23 protein-coding genes and 1 other annotated feature are annotated in these 24467 nt (G+C 36.4%); all 23 genes read left to right on the top strand.

The genetic code is table 11. The annotated features are described in order from the left end of the window. Positions 1-287 precede the first annotated feature (287 nt). The 23 genes from spoIIGA (at position 288) to pyrE (ending at position 24337) form a co-directional block, all read left to right on the top strand. Entirely contained in the window at positions 288-1208 is a 921-nt protein-coding gene (gene spoIIGA, locus GHC26_RS07980; RefSeq protein WP_163970741.1) for a sigma-E processing peptidase SpoIIGA, read from the top strand. A gap of 21 nt (positions 1209-1229) precedes the next feature. After that, positions 1230-1949, top strand: a complete 720-nt coding sequence (sigE, locus tag GHC26_RS07975) for an RNA polymerase sporulation sigma factor SigE (RefSeq protein WP_163970740.1) — start codon at positions 1230-1232, stop codon at positions 1947-1949. Between the two features lie 121 nt (positions 1950-2070). Beyond that, the gene (gene sigG / locus GHC26_RS07970) at positions 2071-2850 is read left to right on the top strand and encodes an RNA polymerase sporulation sigma factor SigG (RefSeq protein ID WP_163970739.1); all 780 of its coding nucleotides are present in this window, start codon (positions 2071-2073) and stop codon (positions 2848-2850) included. Positions 2851-3035: 185 nt separating this feature from the next. After that, positions 3036-3308, top strand: a complete 273-nt coding sequence (locus GHC26_RS07965) for a YlmC/YmxH family sporulation protein (RefSeq protein WP_163970738.1) — start codon at positions 3036-3038, stop codon at positions 3306-3308. Between the two features lie 60 nt (positions 3309-3368). Further along, the gene (pgeF, locus tag GHC26_RS07960) at positions 3369-4181 is read left to right on the top strand and encodes a peptidoglycan editing factor PgeF (protein ID WP_163970737.1); all 813 of its coding nucleotides are present in this window, start codon (positions 3369-3371) and stop codon (positions 4179-4181) included. Positions 4182-4209: 28 nt separating this feature from the next. Continuing rightward, positions 4210-4887: a YggS family pyridoxal phosphate-dependent enzyme gene (locus GHC26_RS07955; RefSeq protein WP_163970884.1), complete on the top strand. Its 678-nt coding sequence runs from the start codon at positions 4210-4212 to the stop codon at positions 4885-4887. 14 nt (positions 4888-4901) lie between these two features. Further along, positions 4902-5330, top strand: coding sequence for a cell division protein SepF (locus GHC26_RS07950; protein WP_163970736.1), 429 nt, complete (start codon positions 4902-4904; stop codon positions 5328-5330). Next, a complete protein-coding gene (locus GHC26_RS07945; protein WP_163970735.1) occupies positions 5327-5593 on the top strand; it encodes a YggT family protein in 267 nt (88 codons plus the stop codon). The genes GHC26_RS07950 and GHC26_RS07945 overlap by 4 nt, the downstream gene beginning before the upstream one ends. A gap of 3 nt (positions 5594-5596) precedes the next feature. Further along, on the top strand, positions 5597-6373 hold the full coding sequence (locus tag GHC26_RS07940; RefSeq protein WP_163970734.1) for a YlmH family RNA-binding protein: 777 nt from the start codon (positions 5597-5599) through the stop codon (positions 6371-6373). Positions 6374-6675: 302 nt separating this feature from the next. Then, a complete protein-coding gene (locus GHC26_RS07935; protein ID WP_163970733.1) occupies positions 6676-7179 on the top strand; it encodes a DivIVA domain-containing protein in 504 nt (167 codons plus the stop codon). 67 nt (positions 7180-7246) lie between these two features. Beyond that, positions 7247-7469, top strand: a binding site (T-box leader). Between the two features lie 705 nt (positions 7470-8174). After that, on the top strand, positions 8175-10931 hold the full coding sequence (gene ileS / locus GHC26_RS07930; RefSeq protein WP_163970732.1) for an isoleucine--tRNA ligase: 2757 nt from the start codon (positions 8175-8177) through the stop codon (positions 10929-10931). Between the two features lie 373 nt (positions 10932-11304). After that, positions 11305-11778: a signal peptidase II gene (lspA, locus tag GHC26_RS07925; protein ID WP_163970731.1), complete on the top strand. Its 474-nt coding sequence runs from the start codon at positions 11305-11307 to the stop codon at positions 11776-11778. Continuing rightward, entirely contained in the window at positions 11778-12689 is a 912-nt protein-coding gene (locus GHC26_RS07920) for an RluA family pseudouridine synthase (protein WP_163970730.1), read from the top strand. Before lspA ends, GHC26_RS07920 begins: the two co-directional genes overlap by 1 nt. A gap of 158 nt (positions 12690-12847) precedes the next feature. Further along, positions 12848-13390, top strand: a complete 543-nt coding sequence (pyrR, locus tag GHC26_RS07915; protein WP_163970729.1) for a bifunctional pyr operon transcriptional regulator/uracil phosphoribosyltransferase PyrR — start codon at positions 12848-12850, stop codon at positions 13388-13390. 141 nt (positions 13391-13531) lie between these two features. Then, a complete protein-coding gene (locus GHC26_RS07910) occupies positions 13532-14908 on the top strand; it encodes a solute carrier family 23 protein (RefSeq protein ID WP_163970728.1) in 1377 nt (458 codons plus the stop codon). Continuing rightward, on the top strand, positions 14898-15824 hold the full coding sequence (locus GHC26_RS07905) for an aspartate carbamoyltransferase catalytic subunit (protein ID WP_163970883.1): 927 nt from the start codon (positions 14898-14900) through the stop codon (positions 15822-15824). Before GHC26_RS07910 ends, GHC26_RS07905 begins: the two co-directional genes overlap by 11 nt. Next, a complete protein-coding gene (locus GHC26_RS07900; protein ID WP_163970727.1) occupies positions 15784-17067 on the top strand; it encodes a dihydroorotase in 1284 nt (427 codons plus the stop codon). Before GHC26_RS07905 ends, GHC26_RS07900 begins: the two co-directional genes overlap by 41 nt. After that, positions 17060-18160 carry a carbamoyl phosphate synthase small subunit gene (locus GHC26_RS07895; protein ID WP_163970726.1) on the top strand — a complete coding sequence of 367 codons (1101 nt, stop codon included), beginning with the start codon at positions 17060-17062 and terminating at the stop codon, positions 18158-18160. Before GHC26_RS07900 ends, GHC26_RS07895 begins: the two co-directional genes overlap by 8 nt. Beyond that, complete coding sequence (gene carB / locus GHC26_RS07890; RefSeq protein WP_163970725.1) at positions 18153-21353, top strand: carbamoyl-phosphate synthase large subunit; 3201 nt, start codon at positions 18153-18155, stop codon at positions 21351-21353. Before GHC26_RS07895 ends, carB begins: the two co-directional genes overlap by 8 nt. Continuing rightward, positions 21353-22102, top strand: a complete 750-nt coding sequence (locus GHC26_RS07885) for a dihydroorotate dehydrogenase electron transfer subunit (RefSeq protein ID WP_205599209.1) — start codon at positions 21353-21355, stop codon at positions 22100-22102. The genes carB and GHC26_RS07885 overlap by 1 nt, the downstream gene beginning before the upstream one ends. Continuing rightward, positions 22099-23013 (top strand): dihydroorotate dehydrogenase, encoded by a 915-nt coding sequence (locus GHC26_RS07880; protein ID WP_163970723.1) that lies wholly within the window; start codon positions 22099-22101, stop codon positions 23011-23013. Before GHC26_RS07885 ends, GHC26_RS07880 begins: the two co-directional genes overlap by 4 nt. Continuing rightward, positions 23010-23720, top strand: coding sequence for an orotidine-5'-phosphate decarboxylase (gene pyrF / locus GHC26_RS07875; RefSeq protein ID WP_163970722.1), 711 nt, complete (start codon positions 23010-23012; stop codon positions 23718-23720). Before GHC26_RS07880 ends, pyrF begins: the two co-directional genes overlap by 4 nt. Further along, entirely contained in the window at positions 23720-24337 is a 618-nt protein-coding gene (pyrE, locus tag GHC26_RS07870; RefSeq protein ID WP_163970721.1) for an orotate phosphoribosyltransferase, read from the top strand. Before pyrF ends, pyrE begins: the two co-directional genes overlap by 1 nt. The last annotated feature ends 130 nt before the right edge of the window (positions 24338-24467 follow it).

Raw genomic sequence — 24467 nt, 5'->3', positions numbered from 1 at the left:
TATAACCAAAACTTTACGACGCATTATATAGAAACTATTCATTAAGCTTCATACTGAAAAAGCAACAACCTCTTAAAAAACAGCCTTATTTTTATATATTCTCTCTTACGACAAACTCTCTCATAACTAGTTAAAATTAGCAGGATAACACATACAAGAAGTGACAGACTTCTCTTCTTGTTTCAACTATACTTCTTGTTACAACGGTTCATAAACCATTCGAAGTTTGATGATATCCTATTAAAGGTTGAACAAGTGAATCTAGTTAGTTGGAGAGGAAGATAAAGGTGACGATCTACCTTGATGCAGTTTGGTTATTAAACTTCTTTTTAGATATGATGCTTCTAATGCTTACCCAGACATTAGCGAAAGAAGACACCAAAAAGTGGCGAATCACGTTAGGTGCACTAGTTGCTTCATTACTTGTACCTATTTCACTTTATTTTCCTGACTCCATTTTTACAACGTTAATAGGAAAAGTTGTTTTTTCCATTCTTATTATTATTTGTACATTTCGGTTTCATTCGATCTATCAAATGGTAAAATTACTACTTTTATTTTATTTTACAACCTTTGCAATTGGAGGTGGATTGATAGCGTTACACTTCTTACTACAACATCCAATCAGTATGTCATCTAGTGGAATTTTGACTTTTAATAGCGGATATGGAGATTCAGTTAGTTGGTTATTCGTGATGATTGGATTCCCAATTGTTTGGTTGTTTACGAAAAGGCGTATGGACAAGCATGTAGCCGAAAAAATTCGATATGATCAACTTTGTCCTGTCACCATACAAGTAGGTAACAAAAGCTACTCTACTACTGGATATATCGATAGTGGCAATCAGTTAGTCGATCCTGTTAGTAAAAAGTTCGTTATTATATGTGATGAATCTTTTTTGAAGCATTGGTTTACGGACAAAGATTGGAATTGTTTAAAAAAAGCACATGATGAATTACGTTATGAAGAAATTCCATTGGCATGGAAGAATCGAATACACCTTATCCCGTATCACGGTGTAGAAGGAAATAGTACCTTTATGATGGCACTTAAGGCAGATCAATTAATTGTATATCATGATCAAAATAAACTTATCACCACTAAATTTTTCATCGGAATACAATTTGGACAATTAACGAGAGATCAGCGTTATCATTGTTTGCTTCATCCACAAATTATACATGTAGCGACTGTATCTTCAGCATAAATGGTAAAAGGAGTGTATAAATTGAGAATTTGGAAATTACGCTTGCGTTTATGGTGGTATAAATTATTATTAAAGCTAGGAATCAAAACCAATGAAATTTACTATATTGGCGGTAGTGAAGCACTTCCACCACCATTATCCAAAGAAGAAGAAAAGGAATTGCTAGAGCTGTTACCTGATGGAGATAAATCAGCTAGAGCAATATTAATTGAGCGAAATTTACGATTAGTTGTTTATATTGCCCGTAAATTTGAAAATACAGGGATAAATATAGAAGATTTAATTAGCATTGGAACAATTGGACTTATTAAAGCTGTCAATACATTTAATCCAGAGAAGAAAATTAAGTTAGCTACCTATGCATCCAGATGTATTGAAAATGAAATCTTAATGTACTTACGCAGGAATAATAAATTAAAATCTGAAGTATCGTTTGATGAACCGCTAAATATTGATTGGGATGGAAATGAGCTACTGTTATCAGATGTATTAGGAACAGAAGAAGATATCATCACAAAAGATCTTGAATCAAGTGTTGATAAGCATTTATTGCGCGATGCCTTATCTCAATTAAATCCTAGAGAAAAACAAATAATGGAGCTTCGTTTTGGTTTAGTTGGTGAAGAGGAAAAAACACAAAAGGATGTTGCAGACATGTTAGGGATTTCTCAGTCTTATATTTCCCGATTAGAAAAGAAAATAATTAGGCGTCTAAAAAAAGAATTTAATAAAATGGTTTAGCCTTGATGTGTTGGAAATAAAGCCATTTTTTGGCGGCTAATCGACCACATAGGTCTGCATAAAAACCCTTCTAAGGGGAGATACTGTCCATGAACAGCATCTCCAATTAGGAGGGTACAGAATGACAAAACATAAAGTAGAAATATGCGGTGTTGATACATCAAAATTACCTGTCTTAACAAACGAAGAAATGCGTGAACTGTTCGTTCGAATGCAAGATGGAGATCTATCAGCTAGAGAGGAACTGGTAAATGGAAACTTGCGATTAGTATTGAGTGTTATTCAACGGTTTAATAATCGTGGTGAGCATGTTGATGATTTATTTCAAGTAGGTTGTATTGGATTAATGAAATCAATTGATAATTTTGATTTAAAACATAATGTCCGTTTTTCAACATATGCCGTCCCAATGATTATTGGAGAAATTAGACGGTATTTACGTGATAATAACCCAATTAGAGTATCCAGGTCTTTACGTGATATAGCCTATAAAGCATTACAGGTACGAGAAGAGTTAATCAATAAGACATCGAAAGAGCCGACAGCTGTTGAGATTGCCGAGGAAATGGACGTGCCCCATTCAGATGTAGTCTTCGCAATGGACGCGATACAAGATCCAGTATCACTATTCGAGCCTATTTATAATGATGGCGGGGATCCAATTTATGTAGTGGATCAAATCAGCGATGATAAAGATAAAGACTCAAATTGGACAGATAAATTATCATTAAAAGAGGGGATGCATCGATTAAATGAAAGAGAAAATATGATTTTAAATAAACGCTTTTTCCAGGGAAAAACACAAATGGAAGTAGCAGAGGAAATTGGAATTTCACAGGCACAAGTTTCCCGTCTTGAAAAAGCAGCCATAAGTCAAATGAATAAACAAATGTTTGAATAACATAGAAAATAAAAAGAATTATACATTGTTCCCTATCGCGAAAAGGGACCTAACAAAAAATGAATATGTGACAAAACTCAAAAGGAAACAGGAAGATTTAGCCTGTTTCCTTTTGTTTTGTAGTAATTCCTATGAAACTTCGTGATAAAAGTGCATATAGATAGTAATAAGGTAGGTGAAACGAGATGGTCACGTTAACAGAGTTACAAATGAAGGAAGTTATTGTGATTGAAGATGGAAAACGATTAGGTCATATTTCTGACTTAGAAATTGATGGTGATCGTGGTAAAATAATTTCTTTAATTATTGCTATACGAGATAAAAAAGCCAATTTTTTTGCAAAAGGGGAAGAAATATTTATCCATTGGAATCAAATTGTGACGATTGGACATGATGTTATTCTAGTTAAAGATGTCAATACACCACAATTGTATCCAGAAAATTCATACCCCGAATAACTGTTTTTTGTGATAAAATAGTACAAGTATTGTGAAGAAAACCCTTTAGGAGGAAGGCAAATGAGTGAAGTTTTTCAACATAGCGATTCGTCCATTTTACATATTCCAAAATGGAAAAACTACGATTCTCGTCTTGAGGTTGGGTTTACAACAAGAGAAGGCGGTGTCAGTAAAGCGCCATTTGCTACATTTAACCATGGATTACATGTTTCTGATCGATATGAGGATGTAATTACTAATCGCAAAAGGTTAGCAGAAAAACTAGGTATACTTTTAGATCACTGGATTTCAGGGGAGCAAGTGCATCAAACTGATGTAAGAGAAGTCTACGAACAGGATAAAGGAAAAGGATCTAGATCAACGAAACATGCATTAAGTGGGGTAGATGGGATGATCACTAATAAAGCAGGTCTTTTATGTACTGCTTTTTTTGCTGATTGTGTACCACTCTATTTTTTTGATCCAGAAACAAATTATGTTGGGATTGCCCATGCTGGTTGGAAAGGTACCGTTAATCGGATGGCTGAACAAATGATCAAAAAGTTACAATCTGTAGGTAGTAAGCCAAAGAATATATTAGTGGTCATTGGACCCTGTATATCGCAAAAGCATTATGAGGTAGATGAAAAAGTGATCCAGCATATTCCAATGGATGTTCGGAACAAGGTTTCAATCGAAAAAGGGAATAATCGATACTTATTGGATTTGAAGGAATTAAATAAACATATTCTTTTGCAATGCGGGGTATTACGTAATAATATAGATATAACAAATTATTGCACGTATCAACATGAACAATTATTTTTCTCACATAGAAGAGACCAAGGACAGACAGGTCGGATGCTAGGATATGTAGGTTTTCGAAACGAATAGATTATATAAGGGAGGGGAGATGGCAAGAATGGAAGTAGCGACAAATTTAGCAACAATAAAAGATAAAATAAAACATGCATGTGAGAGAAGTTCTCGAAATCCTGAGGATATAAACATTATTGGAGTAACGAAGTATGTTACAATAGAACGAACAAAGGAAACGATAGATGCTGGAATTACAAATCTTGGCGAAAATCGTCTAGAAGGATTTTTAGAAAAACATAACCATTTTAAACAAGAATCGGTTAAATGGCATTTTATTGGGACCCTACAATCAAGAAAGGTAAAAGATGTTATTGATAAAGTAGACGCTATTCATTCGCTTGATCGCTCTTCATTGGCTAAGGAAATTAATAAACGCGCTAGTAATCCAGTTGCATGTTTTGTTCAAGTTAATGTAAGTGGAGAAAAAACAAAACATGGGCTCGAACCAGAAAAAGTGCTTCCATTTATAGAGGAACTGAAAAAATATGAAAATGTTTATGTTGTTGGATTAATGACCATGGCACCACATATCGATGATAAGGAAAAGCTACGAACTTTTTTTCGAAAATTAAGAGAAATAAGAGATGAAATAGCTAGTAAACAATACAGTCATGCACCCTGTAATTATTTATCAATGGGAATGAGTAATGATTATGAAATTGCAATTGAAGAAGGTGCCACACATATCCGAATTGGTTCAAAACTAGTAGGATCAAATTAGAGTGGGGTGAGCATATGAGTATTAAAAATAAAATCAAAGACTTCTTTACAATGGATGACGAATATGAATATGTTGAGGAAGAGGTCAAGGAAAAAAATGAAGTAACAGAGCAAACAAATAAGGTTGTTAATTTAAAAGCAATTCAGCAATCTTCTTCAAAAGTTGTATTAAGTGAACCACGTACATATAATGAGGTACAAGAAATAGCTGATCATATCATCAATCGACGAGCAGTGGTTATTAATTTACAACGTGTTGATCACTATCAAGCAAAGAAAATGTTAGATTTTCTAAGTGGAACCGTTTATGCTTTAAATGGAGATATTAAAAAGTTGGGTACCGAAACATTTTTATGTACGCCTGAAAATGTGGATGTATCTGGTTCTATATCAGAAGTACTTGTTGAATATGATGACTATGAAAAAGGATGGTATAAAGCATGACGGCATTATTTAACCTATTGTTTTTAGGGATACAACTCTATAGTTTTGCGTTAATTATTTATATTTTTATGTCATGGTTCCCAGGTGCACGTGAGTCCTCATTTGGGTCGTTCTTAGCGAAAATTTGTGAGCCATATTTAGAGCAATTTCGTCGGTTTATTCCACCATTAGGAATGATTGACTTGTCTCCGATTGTTGCTATTTTTGTGTTATATTTAGCACGAATGGGATTAAATGAATTATATTATATGTTGATGTTCTAAGATATGGATATTTATCAACACTTTCGAAAAGAAGAAGAGCCTTTTATTGATAAGGTTTTATCATGGAAAGAAGAAGTTGAGCGCTATTATCAACGGAAATTAACCGACTTTTTAGACCCAAGAGAGCAGCAAATTACGGAGATGTTAATCGGGAAAAATGATGATCTAGTCCAAATATCTCGTTATGGTGGTAACCCTTATTGTGAACGGTGTCGAGTTATTTTAGCACCGTTTTATGAAACAATCCAAGAAGAAGATTTTGAATTAGTATTATTACAGGCTACTTATCCGACGAAATTTATTACATTATCCCATCGAGATGTGATGGGAGCGTTTCTGTCCTTAGGAATTAAACGCCAAAAGCTTGGAGATATTTTAGTGGAAAATGGGATTATTCAACTTCTAACAACTAGTGACATTGCTCCATATATTATTACGAATATGACATCTATTAAAAAAGCTTCTATTACGTTAGAAGAAGAACCATTACAGAATATGATGGAAAAGCCGGTGAATTGGAAAGAAAGTGAGAAAACAGTTTCCTCTCTACGCTTAGATGCTATTGTAAAAGAGATCTATCATATTTCACGAAAAGCAGCAGCTGAGTATATTCAAAGAGGATATATAAAAGTGAACTTTAAAATGGTTGAGGATACAAAGTTCAACTTACAAGCAGGAGATATAATATCATTTAGAGGAAAAGGCAGGAGTAAAGTCGTAGCAATTAATGGTAAAACGAAAAAAGATAAATGGCGGATTACGACAGCTATTTTAATATAATTTCTTCTAAAATAATTGCAGGAATTTAACCATTTCTGTCGAATAAACTAGACATATGAAAATATATTTATTTTTTATACTAGGTTGTTTAATAAAAGATAGTGGTTTTCCACACCTTATATTGAGTGATACACTTTATTGAACAGTTGTCGCACTTGTGCCTGTGGTGAAAGTGATTGTCCAGAGCGGAAATCAATGCGCAACCTTACGACGCATCGTATATAAACTACAACGGTGAGAAAATAACAAAGAAGAGCTTTATATGAAGTGTAGAAAAGGTAATTTTAGAGGAGGTGGCAATAATGCCATTAACACCATTAGATATTCACAATAAAGAATTCACAAGAGGATTTCGTGGCTATGATGAGGACGAAGTAAATGAATTTCTAGATCAAGTTATAAAGGATTATGAAATTGTTATTCGTGAAAAAAAAGATTTACAAGAAAAAGTCGATCAACTAGATGAAAAATTAAATCACTTTACGAATATTGAAGAAACCCTAAATAAATCTATTTTAATTGCGCAAGAGACTGCTGAAGAATTAAAAGGAAATGCTACAAAAGAATCAAAACTCATCATTAAAGAGGCAGAAAAAAACGCAGACCGAATCATTAATGATGCACTGGACAAGTCTCGGCGTATTTCATTGGAAGTAGAGGAGTTAAAAAAACAGGCAAAAGTATTCCGCACACGGATGAAAATGCTAGTAGAAGCCCAGTTAGATATGATTGAGACCGATGATTGGGATGAATTATTTGATGAAGAAATGAGTGAAGAACTCGATTTAGCAGAAAACAAATCATAGTTCTTGACGTTTTCTATATTTTTACATATAATTCAACGTACAAAATGCTATAATACAATAAAAAAACAAAAATACGATGACAGAGGCAGTATAAAAGTGATTCCTGTTAAGCGAGTCAGGAGACGGTGAGAGCCTGATACAGAAACACTTTTAGAAAATCACTCTCGAGTATCCATTCTGAAGAAGTAGTAGGTATGGACGGTTTATTCACGTTACGAATATCGAGTGAATTTAAAATGACTATATTTTAAATTTATAAGGGTGGTACCGCGAGTCTTCTCGTCCCTTTTGGGATGTAGAAGGCTTTTTTTGTTGGTTGTATGTAAAGAAATATATCGCTAGGTCAAAATTAGACATAACGAGCACACGGTTTAACTTACTGTTCCCCTTTAGGCTTTTTTGCGGGCAGAAACTATTTAGACAACCACCACAGCAACCATTTATTTAAAACAAAAGGATCTTTTCGCACACTTTGTTGTTTCTACGTCGCATAACCTATATTATGCGCAGTAGTTAGGATAAGCACATAGCTTCTCTACGGAAAAACACTACGCTTTCACCAGGGGCATAAGTGCGACATCTGTTCAAACTGTTCGTTTTCACAGTGTCTACTTACCGCGGGGGAGTGGTAAGCCTCCTCGGGCTAGTGCCCTGTGGGGTCTCACCGATCTCCTACTTCCCGCAGGAGTCTTCGTGTTTTTCCTTCGCTGATGTGTGCTGTCCTCTCTCTAATCATTGCTATTGCTAATATACTAGTTGATTGGAGTGTAGGACAGTCGACTCCTGCGGAAAAAACAACAGCTGAAGATCCCACAGGAAGCGGTTTTTGCTTCCGAGGAAGCTGAAGCGTTGTCCGCGGAAAGCGACTGTCCGAAGTGGAAATCAACGGCTTTAATTTGCTGCGTATAATAGTTCTTATATGCATGAGTTTCATAATGGAAAGCAATAATCTTTTAGAAAACAGCTAAACAAAAAATAATAAGGAGGAAAATAAAATGGACTATAAGGAAACATTACTAATGCCAAAGACCAAGTTTCCAATGCGTGGAAATTTGCCAAATAAAGAGCCATTGCGACAAGAACTATGGGAAGAAAATAACATTTATGAAAAATCACAACAGCGTACAGAGGGAAGACCATCTTTTATTTTACATGACGGGCCACCATATGCGAATGGGGACTTGCATATTGGGCATGCGCTTAACAAAATCTTAAAAGATTTTATTACGCGTTATAAATCGATGTCAGGATATCATGCACCATATGTCCCAGGCTGGGATACACATGGTCTGCCTGTTGAAACGGCATTAACAAAGAAAAAGAAAATCAATCGTAAAAAGCTTAGCATTGCGGAATTCCGCCAAATGTGTGCAGATTATGCAATGGGTCAATTGGATCGTCAACGCTCCCAATTTAAAGCACTTGGCGTAAGAGGGGATTGGGATAATCCTTATATCACGCTAACAAAAGATTATGAGGCTGCCCAAATCCGTGTTTTTGGAGAAATGGCAAAAAAAGGCTATATTTATAAAGGGCTAAAACCTGTTTACTGGTCTCCGTCATCTGAGTCAGCATTAGCAGAAGCAGAAATTGAGTACCATGATAAGCGTTCTCCTTCTATATATGTTGCTTTTCAGGTTACAGATGGAAAAGACTTATTAAGTGGAAATGAGAAGTTTATTATTTGGACAACAACTCCATGGACAATCCCTGCTAACTTAGCTATAAGTGTTCACCCAGATTTGGAATATGCAGTCGTACGTGTCAATGATGAAAAATTTGTTATTGCACATGACATGTTAGAAATGGTATCGAATGAATTAGAATGGGAAAATCCAGAAGTTGTACAAACCTTTAAGGGTCAAGAAGCAGATAAAATCGTCACGAGACACCCGTTCTATGACCGTGATTCCCTTGTTATTCTAGGAGATCATGTCACAACAGAAGCTGGTACTGGTTGTGTTCATACCGCACCAGGTCATGGGGAAGATGACTTTTTTGTATCGAAAAAGTATGGAATTGACGTGTTGTGTCCAGTGGATGAAAAAGGATACTTTACAGATGAGGCACCTGGTTTTGAAGGGATGTTTTATGATCAAGCAAATAAAGAGATTACACAAAAATTGGATGAAGTCGGTGCATTGTTAAAACTTTCTTTCATTACCCATTCGTATCCACATGATTGGCGTACGAAGAAACCGACAATTTTCCGTGCAACTTCCCAATGGTTTGCATCCATTAAAGACTTTCGACAAAATATTTTAGACGAAATTAAAGAAATAAATTGGTATCCAAGCTGGGGAGAAACACGACTTCATAATATGGTTCGTGATCGTGAAGATTGGTGTATTTCACGCCAACGTACGTGGGGTGTTCCGATTCCTGTATTTTACGGAGAAGATCGTACTCCAATTATTACAGATGAAACGATTGAGCATGTTTCTGCGTTATTTAAAGAACACGGATCCAATGTTTGGTTTGAATGGGAAGCAAAGGAATTATTACCAGAAGGTTTTACATCAGAGCATAGTCCAAATGGTACATTTACAAAAGAAACCGATATAATGGATGTTTGGTTTGACTCTGGATCTTCCCATGAAGCAGTTTTAGTTGGCCGTGAAGATCACAGGCGTCCAGCAGATGTCTATTTGGAAGGTAGTGACCAATATCGTGGCTGGTTTAATTCTTCTATTTCAACTGCTGTAGCTGTAACTGGGAAAGCACCATATAAAAATATTATTAGTCATGGATTTGTTCTGGACGGTCAAGGACGAAAAATGAGTAAATCACTTGGTAATGTAATGGATCCTGCTAAAGTACAAAAACAGCTAGGCGTAGATATTTTACGATTATGGGTATCATCTGTGGACTATCAAGCAGATGTGCGTATTTCACAAGAAATTTTAAAACAAATCTCGGAGGCCTATCGTAAAATTCGGAACACAATCCGTTTTATGTTAGCTAATTTATCTGATTTTGATCCTGCAAAAGATGCTGTTGCAGAAGAGGATATGGAAGAAGTCGATCGTTACATGCTACATCGCTTGCAAGGACTACTTGCTAGTGTACGTGAAAGCTATGATAAATTTGAGTATTCACCAATTTATCATCAAATCCACAATTTTTGTGCGGCTGATTTAAGCTCATTCTATTTAGATTTTGCAAAAGATGTATTATATATCGAAGCGAAAGACCAACATCGCCGTCGTAGTATTCAAACAGGCTATTATGAAATTTTAACGACATTGGTGAAATTATTAACACCAATTATCCCACACACTGCAGATGAGATTTGGGAATACATCCCTGGTACGAAAGAAGAAAGTGTTCAATTAACAGATATACCAGAACCAAGAGAAATTAAAGGCTTTGATATGTTAAATGATAAATGGGATCATTTCATGCAAGTTCGTGACGATGTATTGAAAGCACTAGAAGAAGCCCGTAATGAAAAAGTGATTGGAAAATCATTAGAAGCTAAAATTACGATTGTCCCAAAAGATGAGCAAACAAAAGAGGTACTTCAATCTATTCCGAATTTACATCAGTTATTTATTGTGTCCGAAGCAACTATTACCGAAACAGCTGAGGGTACAAAGGATTATCAGTACGTGTCGATTACAGTAGAAGCACATCCTGGTGAGAAATGTGAACGTTGTTGGACAGCCTCAGAAACAGTAGGAGAAGACCAGGACCATCCTACATTATGTTCTCGATGTGCAGATGTAGTAAAAAAACATTATACAGCTTAACCATTTGTTAGTAATGGAAAGAAAAAATACTCCCTTTAGCTGGGGAGTATTTTTTATGGTAAAATGTTTTAGAAGGCGTTCTGTAAAGTTCATTGTAAAAAAATCACTAATCACTTTGCACAGTACGTACAATCTATATAATGCCCCATAAATTGAACTTGACTACTTCCATCCTTTTTTAGATGAGTGCTAATCCAAAGCTGTGTGAAAACACTCGCTTTCCGTAGCGGTGAGTTACGTTACATAATATATAACTACTCATTATTTTTTATATTGATGAAATAACTATTTTCAGAAGTAACATGAATTAAAATTATTACAACAACCTTATGGAAACTAATTCTAAAGTGTTTGGTGAATCGGAGGAGAATGAATGTATTTATATTATATTCTTGCGGTAATAATAATTGGTATCGATCAATTGACAAAGTGGCTAATCGTTAAATCAATGGATTTAGGTGAGCAAATTACCATTATTGACCATTTTCTTTATATTACATCGCATCGTAATAGAGGTGCAGCATGGGGAATACTACAAGGACAAATGGAATTTTTCTATGTAATAACAATTATTGTGGTTATTGGTATTGTTTACTACATGCAGAAATACGCTAAAGAGAGTAAACTACTCGCTATTTCGCTGAGCTTTATGTTAGGTGGAGCTATCGGTAATTTTATTGATCGTCTGTTCCGTCAAGAAGTAGTAGATTTTGTGGATGTCATGATTTTCACATATGATTACCCAATCTTTAATGTAGCCGATGCAGCACTTGTGATCGGTGTTATTCTAGTTTTAATTATCACATTTTTGGATGAAAAGAAACAGAGGAAAGGAAATGAGGAGTAATGACAACACAACAACATGTTGTGACAGAACCAGAAAATAATATTCGAATCGATAAACTGTTGTCTACCATTATTCCTGAAACATCCCGTTCTCAAATACAATCGTGGATACGGGATGGATATGTAGCGGTCAATAATGAGCAGGTAAAGACTAATCACAAATGCCAAAGTGGAGATCAAATAATTTGGCAAATACCTGAAGTAAGACCCCTTGAAATAAAGGCTGAAAATATTCCTTTATCGATCATGTATGAAGATAAAGATGTTATTGTTGTTAATAAGCCTAGAGGGATGGTTGTTCATCCATCAGCTGGTCACAAAGAGGGAACCTTGGTGAATGCACTTCTCTACCACTGTCAGGATTTATCAGGTATTAATGGAGTAGAACGACCTGGTATTGTACATCGAATTGATAAAGATACAAGTGGATTACTAGTTGTTGCTAAAAATGATCAAGCACATGTACATTTAGCAGAGCAACTCGGAAATAAAACCGTTGAGCGTAAGTATGAAGCAATAGTTCATGGGGAAATCGATCATGACCATGGAATGATTGATGCACCAATTGGAAGAGACCCAAGAGATAGGCAAAAAATGGGCATTGTTGAAAATGGAAAGCCAGCAGTTACCCATTTTCAAGTAATACGTCGTTATAAAGAATATACGTATATACAATGTCAATTAGAAACAGGGAGAACCCATCAAATTCGTGTACATATGCGCTATATTAATCATCCATTGGTAGGGGATCCCAAATATGGGCCGAGAAAAACAATGGATATTAACGGTCAAGCGTTACACGCGAAAATACTAGGCTTTTATCATCCTAGAACGGAGAAATGGTTACAATTTGAAGCAGAAACACCAGCCTATTTTCATGAAGTTTTACAACTAATTGAAAAAATGTATTGACAGAACTGACTTCTTTTGAAATAATATAGCTAACTAAATAAGATCCTTTAATAATAGTCCCGTGAGGCTAAAAAGGAACCGGTAACTTATACGATACGTATGTCCAAAACCCTTTTTTCCTCATGGGAGAAAAGGGTTTTTTAATAGGGGTGATCGCCTTGCAGAAAAAAACAGTTGTGCTAGACCAAGCAGCTATGAATCGAGCATTAACAAGAATGGGACACGAAATACTAGAAAAAAACAAAGGTGGTGACGATCTAATCTTAGTTGGCATTAAAACAAGGGGTGTACCATTAGCGAAACGCCTCCAACAAAAGATTAGGCAAATCGAGTCACATACTGTCCCAATTGGTGAGCTAGATATTTCACTTTATCGGGATGATTTAGAAAAAGTTTCTGAACAGGAAGATCCAGAATTGAAATCTACTCATATTGATGTGCCTTTAAAAGGAAAAAAGGTAGTGTTGATTGATGATGTCCTTTATACAGGTAGGACAGTAAGAGCAGCAATGGATGCTTTGATGGATATTGATCGGCCATCACAAATACAATTAGGGACTTTAGTAGATCGTGGACATCGTGAACTACCAATTCGTGCCGATTATGTAGGTAAAAATATACCGACGTCTGATCAAGAAATCATTGTGGTTCACGTTATGGAGCATGATGAAAAAGATGAAGTAAGTATTTATGAAAAATAAATAAGAAAGACCTTTAATTAAATCCAGAGAGATTTAAAAGGTTGTATAGAATAGACGTGTTTACACCACACGTGTACCTCTTTGCGACCTTTTGCAAAGAGGTTTTTTATATGGCTTAAATTAAATAGGAGGAATGTGAAAATGAGACAAGAAAATGCTGCGTTAGATGTGCAGGAAGTTCCAAAAGTACAAAAATGGATCATGTTAAGTTTACAACACCTATTTGCAATGTTTGGTTCGACTATTTTAGTTCCGTTTTTAACAGGATTGTCTCCTGCAGTTGCATTGGTTTCAAGTGGACTAGGTACACTTGCTTACTTACTAATCACAAAGGGGAGAATACCCGCTTATTTAGGATCAAGCTTTGCGTTTATTGCACCGATTATTGGAGCGATGGCATCGGCTGGACCTGCTGGTGCAATGATAGGAAGCTTTTTGGCAGGTATTGTTTATGGATTAGTTGCTATATTTATACGGTTACTAGGTTTAAATTGGCTAATGCGTATTTTGCCACCGATTGTTGTAGGACCTGTCATCATTGTTATTGGTCTCGGACTTGCTTCAACAGCAATTGATATGGCTATGTATGCCCCTGGTGATGAGCAGATTTATAGTAGTACACACTTTCAGGTAGCATTAATCACATTACTGGTTACAATCATTGCATCCATATTTTTTAAAGGGTTCTTTGGATTAATTCCAATCTTAATCGGAATTGTAGTTGGATACATCGTAGCATTGTTTAGAGGAATTGTTGATACAAGTGGAATTAGAGAAGAGTGGACGGCAATTACTTCAGCGGATTCTATTACAGAATTTTTTATAGCAATTTTTCAAAAACCTGATTTCATCATGCCATTTGTACATTATTCCCCATTAGACATCATTAGCTTAGAAATTGTTGCTTTGATGGCTCCTGTTGCACTCGTAACAATTGCGGAACATATTGGCGATCAAATGGTACTATCAAAGGTTGTTGGCAGAAACTTTGTAAAAAAACCTGGACTACATCGCTCGATTATGGGAGATGGGGTAGCAACCGTTATTGCTTCTTTAATTGGTGGTCCTCCCAATACAACATATGGGGAAAACATTGGTGTGTTATCCATTACAAGGGTGTTTAGTGTATTCGTCATCGGGGGAGCTGCTGTGTTAGCGGTTATGTTTGGCTTCATTGGAATTATTACAGCCACCATTAGTTCGATTCCCTCTGCAGTAATGGGCGGTGTGTCGATCCTATTGTTCGGGATTATTGCATCTAACGGCTTACGGATGTTAATCGATAATGAAGTGGATTTAAGCAATAAACGAAATCTCATTATTTCCTCAGTCATTCTAGTAATTGGAATTGGTGGAGCGTACATCCAACTAACAGATAACCTGCAAATTGCTGGGATGGCACTGTCAGCACTTATTGGGGTTTTATTGAACCTAGTGTTACCTGGCAAGGAAAGTGGTTATGGAAATGGATCAATGTTTAATTCGAATGAGGTGACAGAGCATGACAATGCAGCATAACTTCTTATCTACCCAATTATTATCAAGGGAAGAATTGCTCGGTATCTTAAGTAAAGCCGAATGCTACCGAAAAGGGTATGAACAAATCACACAACCAATCTTTGCGGCAAACTTATTCTTTGAACCAAGTACACGGACAAAAATGAGTTTTATAGTGGCACAGCGAAAACTTGGAATCGAAGTACTTGATTTCCATACCGATCAAGCTAGCGTGCAAAAGGGGGAATCCTTATATGATACGGTGAAAACGATGGAAGCAATTGGAGCAGATTTAGTCGTTATTCGTCATCAAGATGATAATTGGTATGAAGCATTACTTCCATATGTATCAATTCCTGTCATTAATGCAGGGGCTGGAAAAGGTGAACATCCGACACAGTCAATGCTGGACTTATTAACCATCTATCAAGAGTTTTCTTCTTTTCAAAATGTGAATGTTGTGATCGCTGGAGACATTAAACATAGTCGAGTTGCAAGATCTAACATGTACGCGCTAGATAAACTAGGAGCAAATGTATATCTTTGCGCAGCACCTGGACTAGAAGATGAAAGCCTTGGATTTAAGCATGTTTCCATTGATGAAGCAGTGGAAATTGCTGATGCATTAATGATGCTAAGAATTCAACATGAACGGCATATCAATAACTTTCAATCTACTAATTCCTATCTGGAAGATTATGGCTTAACGAAAGAAAGGGAACAAAGGATGAAGGACCATGCGATCATTATGCATCCAGCACCTGTCAATCGAGGAGTCGAAATAGATGGAGATTTGGTAGAATGCGGCCGTTCTCGCATTTTTAAACAAATGGAAAATGGTGTATATGTTCGAATGGCCATCATGGCAAATCTATTAAAACAAAGGGGAATGTTACATGAAACTTTTACTACAAAACGTCAAGCAATTACTAGCTAATGATGAGATGGAACGTTGTGATGTCTTAGTTGAAGATGGGATTGTCCAACAAATTGCACCTCAAATTGATAGTACAGCAGATGAAACGATCGACTGTAATGGACATTTAATCTTGCCAGGTTTGGTCGATGTACATATTCACTTACGCGAGCCTGGTGGAGAATATAAAGAGACAATTGTAACAGGTACGAAGGCTGCAGCTAAAGGTGGATTTACTACAGTATGCGCGATGCCAAATACAAATCCTGTTCCAGATAATGTAAAGACTATGGAACAATTACAGGAAAAACTGAACAAGGATGCAGTTGTTCGGGTATTACCATATGCAGCAATAACGAAAGGTTTACAAGGAAATGACTTAACACCAATGGAAGACTTAGCTGAATTCAATATTTTCGCATTTACGGATGATGGAGTTGGGATTCAGACTGCCGATATGATGTATCGTGCGATGAAAGAAGCAGTACGGGTGGAAAAACCAATTGTAGCCCATTGTGAAGATAATTCAATCGTTTATGGTGGGGTCGCCCATGATGGAGAGATTAGTAAACGTTTAAAATTACCTGGTCTTCCGTCATTAAGTGAGTCTGTCCAGATCGCTCGTGATGTGTTGTTAGCCGAAGCCACAGGTTGTCATTATCATGTATGTCATGTGAGTACGAAAGAATCTGTTCGTGTCATTCGAGACGCAAAAAAAGCTGGTATTCCAGTAACTGCGGAAGTGACACCACACCATTTATTGCTTAATGAAGAATATATCCAAGAAGATGATGCTAACTTAAAAATGAATCCACCATTACGATCAAAAGAGGATCAACAAGCGTTGGTTGAGGGGTTAATGGATGGAACCATTGATTTTATTGCAACTGATCATGCACCACATGCTGAGTCGGAAAAAGAAGTTGGTTTTAGAGACGCACCATTCGGGATTGTCGGGTTGGAAACAGCTTTTCCATTATTATATACCTATTTTATCCAGCAACATAACCTCTCTTTAAAACAATTAGTCGATTGGTTAACGATTAAGCCTGCAGAAGCGTTTGACTTACCTTATGGTAGATTGCAAGAAGGATGTGCAGCAGATATTACATTAATAGATTTGCAGACAGAAAAAGAAATAAATAAAGAAACGTTTGCATCGAAAGGGAAAAACACGCCGTTTCACAATTGGACAGCAAAAGGATATCCAGTATTAACCATCGTCAATGGAAAAGTAGTTTTTAAGGAGGATATGAATGGCTAAACGACAACTCATATTAGAAGATGGAACTGTATTGATTGGAAATGGTATCGGAAGTGATGTTGAATCGATTGGTGAACTTGTCTTTCATACAGGAATGACTGGCTATCAAGAAGTACTAACAGATCCATCTTTCTGTGGTCAAATTGTTACCATGACATATCCATTAATGGGCAATTACGGGATCAATCGAGATGATTTCGAGACGATTACACCATTTATAAAAGGTTTTATTGCAAAAGAGGTTTGTGAAGCTCCATCTAATTTTCGCTATGAAGAAACACTTGATCATTATCTAAAGAAACATAACATCCCAGGGATTGTTGGAGTGGATACACGAAAATTGACTAGAATCATCCGTCAACATGGAACCATGAAGGCAGTTATTCAGCCGGTAACCGAAAATGTTAATGAGAAAGTGAACCAACTAAAACGCTGCACTTTACCAAAAAATCAAGTAGAGGAAACGTCTACCGTAAAACCATATGTAGTTCCTGGAAGAGGGATGCGGGTTGTCGTTGTGGACTATGGGATGAAGCATGGTATTTTACGAGAACTAACTAAACGAGATTGCCATATTACTGTTGTTCCTTATCATTACAGTGCTACACAGATTATGCAATTGAAGCCAGACGGTTTGATGTTGACAAATGGACCAGGAAACCCTAAAGATGTACCAGTTGCAATTCAAATGATTCAAAACATATTAGGAAAGATCCCTTTATTCGGTATTTGTTTAGGACATCAGCTACTTTCTTTGGCCTGTGGTGCTGAGACAGAAAAATTAACATTTGGACATCGTGGGTCAAACCATCCAGTGAAAGATTTAAAAACAGGTAAAACTTATATAACATCGCAAAATCATAGTTATGCGGTGAACAATTCTTCCCTAGTACATACTGATCTAGATGTAACGCACATTGCCCTTAATGATAAGACAGTAGAAGGAGTAGTACATCAAACCTACCCAGCATTTTCTGTCCAATATCACCCTGAAAGTTCTCCAGGACCTGAAGATGCGAATGATTTATTTGAACAGTTTTTACAAATCATGAAAGATTTTAAAGCAAAACAGGAGGGATTTGTTTATGCCTAAAAATACATCCATCAAGAAGATACTCGTAATAGGTTCAGGTCCTATTATTATTGGTCAGGCAGCAGAATTTGATTATTCTGGTACACAAGCATGTCAAGCATTGAAAGAAGAAGGGTATACCGTTATTTTGGCAAATTCAAACCCAGCAACGATCATGACAGATCAAACAGTAGCAGATCAAGTGTATATGGAGCCATTAACTACAGAATTTTTATCTAAAATTATTCGTAAAGAAAAACCAGATGCATTATTACCAACACTTGGTGGTCAAACTGGATTAAATCTTGCAATTGAACTTGAGGAAGCAGGGATTTTAAAACAATATAATGTCAAATTACTAGGGACATCTCTAGAGGCGATTCAAAAAGCAGAGGATCGGGAACAATTTAGAACCCTAATGAATGAATTACAAGAACCAGTCCCAGCTAGTCGTATTGTACATTCAATCGAAGAGTCATTACAATTCGCAGATAAAATTGGGTATCCCGTTATCGTTCGTCCTGCTTATACACTTGGTGGTACAGGTGGTGGCATGTGTTCTAACGAAAAGGAATTAAAAGAAATTGTTCGTAATGGGTTGGCTTTATCTCCTGTAAATCAATGTTTAATCGAAAAAAACATAGCGGGATATAAAGAAATAGAATATGAAGTAATGCGAGATGCAAAAGATCAAGCTATTGTGGTTTGTAATATGGAAAATGTTGATCCGGTTGGGATACATACAGGAGACTCGATCGTTGTAGCACCTTCACAAACATTAAGTGATCGGGAATATCAACTATTACGAAATGCTTCATTAAAAATAATTCGTGCACTACAAATTGAAGGTGGTTGTAATGTTCAGTTAGCACTAGATCCAAATAGTTTTGACTATTACATTATTGAGGTAAATCCAAGAGTTAGTCGATCATCAGCATTGGCCTCAAAAGCAACTGGATATCCAATTGCTAAAGTTGCTGCAAAGATTGCGGTTGGATTAACGCTAGACGAAATAATTAATCCAATTACAGGAAAAACATATGCTTGTTTTGAACCTACACTTGATTATGTTGTCACGAAAATTCCACGTTTTCCGTTCGATAAATTTGTTTTGGGTGATCGTTCGTTAGGAACACAAATGAAAGCAACAGGAGAAGTTATGGCTATTGGAAGGAACTTTGAGGAATCGTTATTAAAAGGAATACGGTCATTAGATAATCAAATTAATGATTTAGGGTTAAGTAGTCTAAAAACGGAACCATTAGATAGGTTAAAGACACGCTTACAAAAGTGCGATGATGAACGATTGTTTGTTCTGTTAGAGGTATTTAGGCGTGGATTAACCATCAATGACGTTTTCCAAGTCACCAAAATTGATCGTTTCTTCCTTGCAAAATTAATAAAAATAATAGAATTAGAGCATTCTTTACAAGAGCAAAAAAACGATATAAGTCTTTTAGAAGAAGCAAAACGTGTCGGTTTTTCTGATGAACATATTGCTTGTTTGTGGGGGATAGATTCTGATGATGTGTATGCCTTACGAAAACAAAAGCACATAATACCCGTTTATAAAATGGTTGATACATGTGCAGCTGAATTTGACTCTGTTACACCTTATTTTTATAGCTGTTATGAAGAAGAGAATGAATCTCTTGTTTCAAACAATAAAAAGGTGCTCGTACTAGGATCTGGACCGATTCGTATTGGTCAAGGGATCGAATTTGATTATGCAACAGTTCATGCTGTATTAGCGATAAAGGAACTTGGCTATGAAGCAATTATTATGAATAATAACCCTGAAACAGTTTCAACTGATTTTAGTATCTCAGATAAATTATATTTTGAACCACTGACAGTTGAGGATGTCATGCATGTCATTGATTTAGAAAAGCCAGAAGGTGTAGTAGTCCAGTTTGGAGGACAAACTGCAATCAATTTGGCTGCAGGACTAGCACGTCGAGGTGTGAAAATCCTAGGAACTGATTTGCAATCCATTGATCAAGCGGAAGATCGTGATAAATTTGAACAGCTGCTAGACGAATTACAGTTACTTCGTCCAACAGGCAAAACGGTTAAAAAATTAGAACAGGCATTTGAAGTTGCAGCATCGATTACGTATCCCGTTTTAGTCAGACCATCTTATGTAATTGGTGGTAGTCGTATGGAAATTGTCCATAGTGAAGTAGAATTACAAAGATATTTAGAAAAAATGGGACACATCACAGACGAACACCCGATCTTAATTGATAAATATGTGACAGGTATAGAAGTAGAAGTTGATGCTATTAGTGATGGTGAAACTGTCATTGTTCCAGGAATTATGGAACATGTAGAACGTGCTGGTGTCCATTCAGGGGATTCGATTGCAGTTTATCCACCGCAACGTATTTCAGAAGCAGTTAAACAAACATGTATGAGAGCAACTGAAAAAATAGCAAAAGCACTTCAAATAAAAGGATTGATTAATATTCAATTTATTATTGATCAAGAGGATGTATATGTGTTGGAAGTCAATCCAAGAGCTAGTCGAACGATCCCATTCTTAAGTAAAATTACTGGGGTGACTATGGCAAAATTGGCAACAGCATGCATTTTAGGTAAAACATTAAAATCGTTAGGCTTTCACTCAGGTATATTACCTGAATCAAATGAGGTTTCGGTAAAAGTACCCGTGTTTTCCTTTGAAAAACTACGAAGTGTTGATACAAATTTAGGACCTGAAATGAAATCTACCGGTGAAGCGATTGGCTATGATAAAACGCTGGAAAAGGCACTTTATAAAGGATTACTCGCTTCTGGTATCTCCATCCCACAAGAGGGTGCTGTGTTATTAACGGTAGCTAATCAAGATAAAGCCGAAATATTACCAATAGCTAAACGCTTTTACCAACTAGGGTTTGAATTATACGCAACTACTGGAACGGCATCATATATAAGACAATTTCAACTTCCAGTGACAGAGGTGGAAAAAGTTGGATCAGATAAGCCGAATGTTTTATCCATTATCGAACAAGATGAAGTTCAATTTGTTGTAAACACGTTATCTTCTGGGCAACAAGTAGCCTCAGATGGGTTTATGATACGACGATTGGCTGTGGAAAATGGTATTCCTTGTTTCACTAATCTTGATACAGCAAATGCTATTTTACGTGTGATTGAGTCAACGACTTTTCAGGCAAAATCTATAACACAGAAAGAGGCTGTCCAATTATGATTCAAAAGGAAACTGTTACCGTTAAGTCTTCTAAAACGGTTGCACTCAATACAACTGAGTTGATCTTACAAAATGAATACTTATCCCAATCAGCCAATCCAGGTCAATTCATCCACGTTTATATAGATGGTTTTATGTTAAGAAGACCTATATCGATTGCAGATGTAAATAAAAAGGAACAGACCATAACGATCCTATTTAAACAATCCGGAAAAGGAACAGAAAAAATAGCATCCTATCAACCTGGTAATATGATTGATGTTCTTGGCCCCTGTGGAAATGGCTTCCCGCTTGAGTCAACAGACGATAAGATTTTATTGATTGGAGGAGGTATTGGTGTCCCGCCATTATACTATTTTGGAAAGAAAATGAGTGAAACAGGTAAAGAGATTATCTCTATTTTAGGATTTCAATCAAAGAAAGACCTTTTTTATGAACAAGAATTCCAGCAACTAGGAACTACTTATATCGTAACAAACGATGGTACATATGGTGATAAAGGTTTTGTCACTTCTTTATTCAATAAACTAGAAAACTATGATTCATACTATGCTTGTGGGCCTATCCCAATGCTTAAAGCAGTAAAAAAAGAATTGCCTAATAAGGTGGGGTATCTTTCCATAGAAGAACGAATGGGGTGTGGTATCGGTGCGTGTTTTGCCTGTGTGATTCCAACTACGGATCAAACTGGATATAAAAAGATTTGTAAGGATGGTCCAGTATTTTCTGCTCAGGAGGTATTGTTATGACATCATTAGCAGTTCATTTACCAGGTTTACCTTTGAAAAATCCGATTATGCCAGCATCTGGATGTTTTGGTTTTGGTCGAGAATTTAGCCAGTTTTATGATTTAAGTAAGCTTGGAGCAGTGATTATGAAGGCAGCTACAGGTGAGGCACGTTATGGTAATCAGACGCCACGGGTAGCCGAAACTTCAGCTGGAATGTTAAATGCGATTGGCTTACAAAACCCTGGTGTGGAATCGATTATTCAAACCGAAGTTCCTTTTCTGGCAAATTATAATACCTCTATTATTGCTAATATAGCAGGTAGTACCATCTCTGAATATAAAATGGTCGCAGAGAAATTTAACCAAACAAAAGATGTACATGCACTAGAGGTGAATATTTCTTGCCCCAATGTAAAAGAGGGTGGAATACAATTCGGAACAGATCCCGTCATGGCGGCTAAGGTAACAGAAGCTGTGAAAGAAGTGAGTAACTTACCAGTATATGTAAAACTCTCTCCAAATGTGACAGATATAACTAGTATGGCTAGTGCAGTAGCATCTGCTGGTGCAGATGGTCTCTCCATGGTCAATACGCTAACAGGCATGAAAATTAATTTATCAAAGCGAAAGCCTTTATTAGCAAATAAGACGGGAGGGTTATCAGGTCCAGCTATCAAACCGGTTGCACTGCGTATGATTAATGAGGTAAAGCAACAAGTGAATCTGCCAATTATCGGAATGGGAGGAATTGCTTCTGCTGAAGATGTACTTGAATTTTTAATAGCAGGAGCAGATGCGGTTGCTGTTGGAACAGCTAATTTTCAAAATCCATTTATCTGTTCAGAAATAATCGATCAATTACCAGTAATATTAGAGCAGTATGGATATTCTTCCATTCAAGAGGTAATTGGGAAAGGGGCAAGGATATGAAACCATCGATTTATATAGCATTAGATTTTACAACATGGAAGGAAACGGACGAATTTATACAGATGCATCAATTACAAGGACTTCCCGTAAAAGTCGGAATGGAATTATATTATCGTGAAGGTCCCCGAGTTATTGAGAAATTAAAAGCAAATAATCATCCAATATTTCTCGACTTAAAATTACATGACATTCCGTCTACTGTTCGAAAAGCAATGAAAAATCTTGCAACATTAGATATTGATATTTTGAATGTTCATGCCCTAGGTGGTCGGAAAATGATGGAGCAAGCAAAAGAAGGGATATTATCAGGATCTAGCGGATATCAAAAAGAGACTAAGTTAATCGCTGTTACCATCTTAACATCCATGAATCAGAAAGAGATGAACCTAGAATTATCCCTTACTGGGAGTATTCTAGCTAATACGGTTCAGCTATCTAAATTAGCTAAGGAGAGTGGGATGGATGGAGTTGTGTGTTCCGTACATGAAGCACCACAAATAAAACAAGCTTGTACTCCCAGTTTTTTAACAGTAACACCTGGTATTCGTCTAGAAGAATCGAATCGGCATGACCAAGAACGAATTGCAACCCCACGTATAGCTCGACAAAATAGCTCAGATATTTTAGTAGTTGGGCGAAGTATTACAGAAGCAAAAAGTCCATATCATGCCTATGAACAAATTAATAAAGAATGGGAGGATAAATAATGATACAAAGTAAGGAGATTGCAAGAGATTTATTAGCCATTCATGCGATACAAATCGATACTAAACATTATTTCACCTGGACATCTGGATTACAATCCCCAATCTATTGTGATAATCGTTTAACGTTATCCTATCCAGCTATTCGAAAAAAGATTATCGATGGATTTGCCTCCTTCGTAATGGAAATGGATATGAAGCCAGATATTATCGTAGGTTGTGCAACTGCAGGAATACCACATGCAGCTTGGTTAGCTGATCAATTAAACCTGCCACTAGCTTATGTTCGTTCCACACCAAAGGGTCATGGCAAACAAAACCAAATAGAAGGTGTCATCAAGAAAGGACAAAAAGCACTTGTGATAGAAGATTTAATTTCTACTGGGGGTTCATCACTAGGTGTTGCGAAGGCATTACAACGAGAAGGCGTTTCCGTATTAGGGGTATTTGCCATTTTTACATATGGTCTTAACAAGGCGGATTTACATTTCCAAGAAGCAGGTATCGAGTATGAAACATTAACTAATTTTGATATTTCGGTAGATCTATTAGAAGAAGATGGAAGTATAACAACAACTGAAAAAGAAGCATTAATTTCCTGGCGAAATGAATTAAGTTAAAAAACTCTTTTCGCATAATATTACTAATACCATAGTAGATGTCGCGCTTAAGTCAATGGTGAAAACGACTGTCCGAAGCGGAAATCAATGGCACAATCTAAGACGCATAGTCTATCAACTTTTCAGGGAG

It is taken from the genome of Oceanobacillus halotolerans (assembly GCF_010993955.1).
Taxonomy (GTDB): Bacteria; Bacillota; Bacilli; order Bacillales; family Amphibacillaceae; genus Oceanibacillus_A; species Oceanibacillus_A halotolerans.
Note: the sequence above shows the minus strand (reverse complement) of the source record. Positions and strands in the feature narration are given on the sequence as shown.

Excerpts from the sequence above, each read along its gene's own strand:
- lspA (WP_163970731.1), top strand. The coding sequence starts at position 11,305 with ATGTATTTATATTATATTCTTGCGGTAATAATAATTGGTATCGATCAA.
- GHC26_RS07905 (WP_163970883.1), top strand. The coding sequence starts at position 14,898 with ATGCAGCATAACTTCTTATCTACCCAATTATTATCAAGGGAAGAATTG.
- GHC26_RS07965 (WP_163970738.1), top strand. The coding sequence starts at position 3,036 with ATGGTCACGTTAACAGAGTTACAAATGAAGGAAGTTATTGTGATTGAA.
- GHC26_RS07945 (WP_163970735.1), top strand. The coding sequence starts at position 5,327 with ATGACGGCATTATTTAACCTATTGTTTTTAGGGATACAACTCTATAGT.
- ileS (WP_163970732.1), top strand. The coding sequence starts at position 8,175 with ATGGACTATAAGGAAACATTACTAATGCCAAAGACCAAGTTTCCAATG.
- GHC26_RS07880 (WP_163970723.1), top strand. The coding sequence starts at position 22,099 with ATGACATCATTAGCAGTTCATTTACCAGGTTTACCTTTGAAAAATCCG.
- pgeF (WP_163970737.1), top strand. The coding sequence starts at position 3,369 with ATGAGTGAAGTTTTTCAACATAGCGATTCGTCCATTTTACATATTCCA.
- pyrE (WP_163970721.1), top strand. The coding sequence starts at position 23,720 with ATGATACAAAGTAAGGAGATTGCAAGAGATTTATTAGCCATTCATGCG.
- sigG (WP_163970739.1), top strand. The coding sequence starts at position 2,071 with ATGACAAAACATAAAGTAGAAATATGCGGTGTTGATACATCAAAATTA.
- GHC26_RS07950 (WP_163970736.1), top strand. The coding sequence starts at position 4,902 with ATGAGTATTAAAAATAAAATCAAAGACTTCTTTACAATGGATGACGAA.
- GHC26_RS07895 (WP_163970726.1), top strand. The coding sequence starts at position 17,060 with ATGGCTAAACGACAACTCATATTAGAAGATGGAACTGTATTGATTGGA.
- pyrF (WP_163970722.1), top strand. The coding sequence starts at position 23,010 with ATGAAACCATCGATTTATATAGCATTAGATTTTACAACATGGAAGGAA.
- GHC26_RS07935 (WP_163970733.1), top strand. The coding sequence starts at position 6,676 with ATGCCATTAACACCATTAGATATTCACAATAAAGAATTCACAAGAGGA.
- GHC26_RS07940 (WP_163970734.1), top strand. The coding sequence starts at position 5,597 with ATGGATATTTATCAACACTTTCGAAAAGAAGAAGAGCCTTTTATTGAT.
- carB (WP_163970725.1), top strand. The coding sequence starts at position 18,153 with ATGCCTAAAAATACATCCATCAAGAAGATACTCGTAATAGGTTCAGGT.
- GHC26_RS07955 (WP_163970884.1), top strand. The coding sequence starts at position 4,210 with ATGGAAGTAGCGACAAATTTAGCAACAATAAAAGATAAAATAAAACAT.
- GHC26_RS07900 (WP_163970727.1), top strand. The coding sequence starts at position 15,784 with ATGAAACTTTTACTACAAAACGTCAAGCAATTACTAGCTAATGATGAG.
- GHC26_RS07920 (WP_163970730.1), top strand. The coding sequence starts at position 11,778 with ATGACAACACAACAACATGTTGTGACAGAACCAGAAAATAATATTCGA.
- GHC26_RS07910 (WP_163970728.1), top strand. The coding sequence starts at position 13,532 with ATGAGACAAGAAAATGCTGCGTTAGATGTGCAGGAAGTTCCAAAAGTA.